The sequence below is a fragment of the Rhodopirellula sp. JB055 genome (assembly GCF_043100905.1).
GTDB lineage: Bacteria > Planctomycetota > Planctomycetia > Pirellulales > Pirellulaceae > Rhodopirellula.
The window spans coordinates 1-3,548 of the sequence record NZ_JBICHO010000422.1 but is presented as its reverse complement, the minus strand read 5'-3'; the positions used below and the strand labels follow the sequence as shown (position 1 = coordinate 3,548).

Annotated in this window: 3 protein-coding genes; 2 read left to right on the top strand and 1 reads right to left on the bottom strand. The window is 57.8% G+C overall.

What is annotated here, in order from left to right; genetic code table 11:
* Nucleotides 1–710: 710 nt before the first annotated feature.
* Nucleotides 711–1,445, bottom strand: a complete 735-nt coding sequence (locus ACF8AM_RS16570; RefSeq protein ID WP_392556703.1) for a CAP domain-containing protein — start codon at nt 1,443–1,445, stop codon at nt 711–713.
* A 237-nt stretch (nt 1,446–1,682) separates the two neighbouring features.
* Between ACF8AM_RS16570 and ACF8AM_RS16565 the strand changes: the two genes are divergently transcribed.
* Both ACF8AM_RS16565 and aspS read left to right on the top strand, forming a co-directional pair.
* On the top strand, nt 1,683–2,423 hold the full coding sequence (locus ACF8AM_RS16565) for a dienelactone hydrolase family protein (RefSeq protein ID WP_392556702.1): 741 nt from the start codon (nt 1,683–1,685) through the stop codon (nt 2,421–2,423).
* Between the two features lie 200 nt (nt 2,424–2,623).
* Nucleotides 2,624–3,548: aspartate--tRNA ligase (gene aspS, locus ACF8AM_RS16560; RefSeq protein ID WP_392556701.1), on the top strand; the 925-nt coding region annotated here is incomplete at its 3' end.

The following is a 3,548-nucleotide window of genomic DNA, read 5'->3' as shown; positions in this document are numbered from 1 at the left end:
TTAAGTCTACTGCTCCCATCTATATTTTCCCTTCGAGGCCCACTCTTTCCCAACTCGTCGTTCCTACGATCTAGGCCCGAAGGGTCGACAGATCCATTGCCGGGGTCGTCAGGCCCCGGAACGGTGAACCACTCAAACAGTTCAGGCCGACGGAGGGCCTCCGTCGGCGACAAGTAACTCAACATCTCCCAAGTCGCCCCCATTCGGGGTCGAGCAACGCGAGGCCAGAGTAGAACAGTTGTCTCAACTGTTCCGTCGGGCAGCCCTCAACAGCCAGGCTTCATCGCAACCAAGCCCACTTGCAACCATCCGCGTCACGCAACTCGACGACAGCAACGGCCCACGCAAACATATGGGGACAAATGTTCTACTCTGTTTCTCACGACAGCCCCGTCCGGGGTAAGGACCGCGAGGCCAGAGTAGAACAGTTGTCTCAACTGTTCCGTCGGGCAGTCCTCAAAGGCCAGGCCTCATCGCCACCCAACATGGCCCGAAGGGTCGACAGATCCATTGCCGGGGCCGTCAGGCCCCGAAACGATGAACCGCTCAAACCGCTCTGGCCGACGGAGGGCCTCCGTCGGCAACAGGTAACTCGACACCTCCCAAGTCGCCCCCGTCCGGGGAAATACCGGCGAACGTCGACCGCAACGTGGTGAAGGCGAACACGCCAATTGCTTGACGTTGTGATCGGGGCAGGGCAGGGCAGGGATTCACTCCGCCACCTCCCAACCTGCCTCGGTCAAAACCAATTCCGACGACTTGTCCACTGTCATGGCTTCCAAGCCATCCATTTGAAACGTGGTTGGAAAGCAGCGTTTCATGCTCACGGTCGTCCGCGGCGGCAGCTCAATTTCATCGACACTCTCATTGGTTTCGATCGAAAGAGTCTGGACCTCGCCCGATTGATTCAACACCGAGATCTCGATCTGTGCTGACTTGGGTCGACCAAACAGGTGAACGGCGTAGAAAGTCGCTTGGTCTTTCGTCGCGACAGCCGCCCCCGTTTGCGTAAGATGTGGTGCAACAATGTTTTCGCGATGCGGCGGTGAATCAATCCATCCCGGAACAAAGATATCAACCAAACTCTCCGCGGTGACTTCCCCTGTGTTGGTGCGATAAGCAATGTTTTCGCGGACGACGCAGTACTCGTACCCCGCCGCTTCGGCGCGTTCCGCGGGCGTCTTGCCATCCGCGTGGTGACCATACTTGCCTGACTCCGCCATGAACTCCGCGAATTTTTTCGCGGTTGTTTGCAGCTCATCGTTCACCTTCAACCGCCTCAAATTCTTTTTGCTGCGGTAATCGTTGATCTGCTTGACAATCGCCTTTTCAACTTGATCGATCATCGGGCTGTCCTTTTCTGTATCAACAGCGATCGCCGTCGACTCTTCCTCAGCCATCAGCGGACTGACAATCAAACATCCCAGCATCAACCATCCACGCACCGCAACACTCCTCGTCAAGAAACCAAACCATCCGACAAGCGACCGGCGTCTGTCGGCCCTTTCTCGCTCATCGTCGAGAAAAGCGATGCAATCGCCATGCCCGTTTTGCTCGACGTTGCCTGAATCGCTCAACGATTCACCACCATCGTCGCCAAACTGGTAAAACGTCCCGCCATCCTGGTCACAGACGCCACCGTCGGCTTGCCATCCACTGATTTGACACAGCACGAACTCAGCATGCGAATTCAAGCTCCTTCTTTCGTCGATCTCGAAACGCCCACCGGTCCAATGCGAACGCATTTGTTTCGCCCGGACGGCCCCGGCCGCTATCCCGGCGTGACACTCTACAGCGAGATCTATCAAATGACGGCGCCGATCGCCCGGACAGCCGCTGTCTTGGCGGGACACGGTTTGCTGGTCGCCGTCCCCGATGTCTACCACGAGTACACCGAACTGGGTGAAGCGTTCGCGTACGACAAAGAGGGCACCGACCGGGGCAACCGCTTGAAGGTTGAAAAGGAAATTGCCGCCTATGATGCCGACGCTCGATCCGTCATCGACTTCTTCGGCAGCGACGAAGGCTGCACCGGCCAAGTCGGCACGGTGGGCATTTGCTTGGGCGGTCACCTCGCCTTTCGCGCGGCAATGAACGAGGAAGTCAAAGCCGGGGTCTGCTTCTACGCGACCGACATTCACAAACGAAGCCTCGGCAAAGGCATGCACGACAACAGCCTCGACCGCATCCCCGAGATCCAGGCCGAGATGATGATGATTTGGGGACGACAAGACCCACACATTCCCGCTGAAGGCCGCCGAATGATCTACGACGCCATGACGGACGCGGGAGTCAGTTTTTCTTGGCACGAATTCAATGGCGAGCACGCTTTCATGCGAGACGAAGGGCATCGCTATGACCCCGAACTCGCCTTGCTGCTGAACTCGATGGCCTGCCAGCACCTCAATCGCCACCTGCGATAGCGGCACAAAAGCCAACCGGCGCGGCACCGGCGATCGCCGGCCCCCAATCGGGGACCGGCCCCAGAAAATGGTCCCACTTACGAATGAGCGACGATCGCGTATCCTTTGCGGTTCGTTTTCGCGAATTTTTGGAAACGCCCGTCTGCATTGGATGGGGCGTTCCGTTGCATCCATCCCCTCGAACCCTTTGATTTCGACCCGTGTTACGAACCCACACCTGCGGCGCGCTTCGCAAATCTGACGTCGGCTCCCCCGTGACCCTGTGCGGATGGGTGGACAGCAAACGAGACCACGGCGGAGCCGTTTTCATCGATTTGCGGGATCGTTACGGGCTGACCCAGGTCGTCATCGGACCGCCCGAAGCCAACGAAACGCTGATCAAACAGGCCGGCCACGTGCCCAACGAAAGCGTGATTCTGATCCGCGGCGTGGTGGCGGATCGCTTGGAAGGCAAAACCAACGCGAAATTGGAAACCGGTGAAATCGAAGTTCGCAGCGAACACTTCGAGATCCTTTCCGCCTCCGAAACGCCTCCCTTCACGCCCGGCCAATCCGATCTGCCCGGCGAAGACTTGCGTCTGAAGTATCGCTTCCTGGACCTTCGCCGCAAAGAAATGCAGCAGGCCCTGATCCGTCGCAGCGAAATCATCAAGTGCATGCGAGACTACTTTGCCGAGCACGATTTCATCGACGTCGAAACGCCCATCCTCGGCCGCAGCACCCCCGAAGGAGCTCGCGATTACCTGGTCCCCAGCCGCGTGCATCCGAGCAACTTCTACGCGTTGCCACAATCGCCGCAGCTCTACAAACAAATTCTGATGGTTGCCGGTTTTGACCGCTACATCCAAGTCGCCAAGTGTTTTCGCGACGAAGACTTGCGAGCCGACCGCCAGCCCGAATTCACGCAGCTTGACTTGGAAATGTCATTTGTCGACTCAGAAGACATCATCGGATTGATCGATGGCTTGGTCGCCAAAACAGCAAAGCAGGTATTGGGCAAAGACATCTCACTGCCACTGCCTCGCATGACCTACGAAGAAGCCATGCGTCGCTTCGGTTCCGACGCTCCCGATTTGCGTTTCGGTTTGGAAATCGTCGACGTCACTTCGGTGGCTGCGAAGACCG

Excerpts from the sequence above, each read along its gene's own strand:
- ACF8AM_RS16565 (WP_392556702.1), top strand. The coding sequence starts at position 1,683 with ATGCGAATTCAAGCTCCTTCTTTCGTCGATCTCGAAACGCCCACCGGT.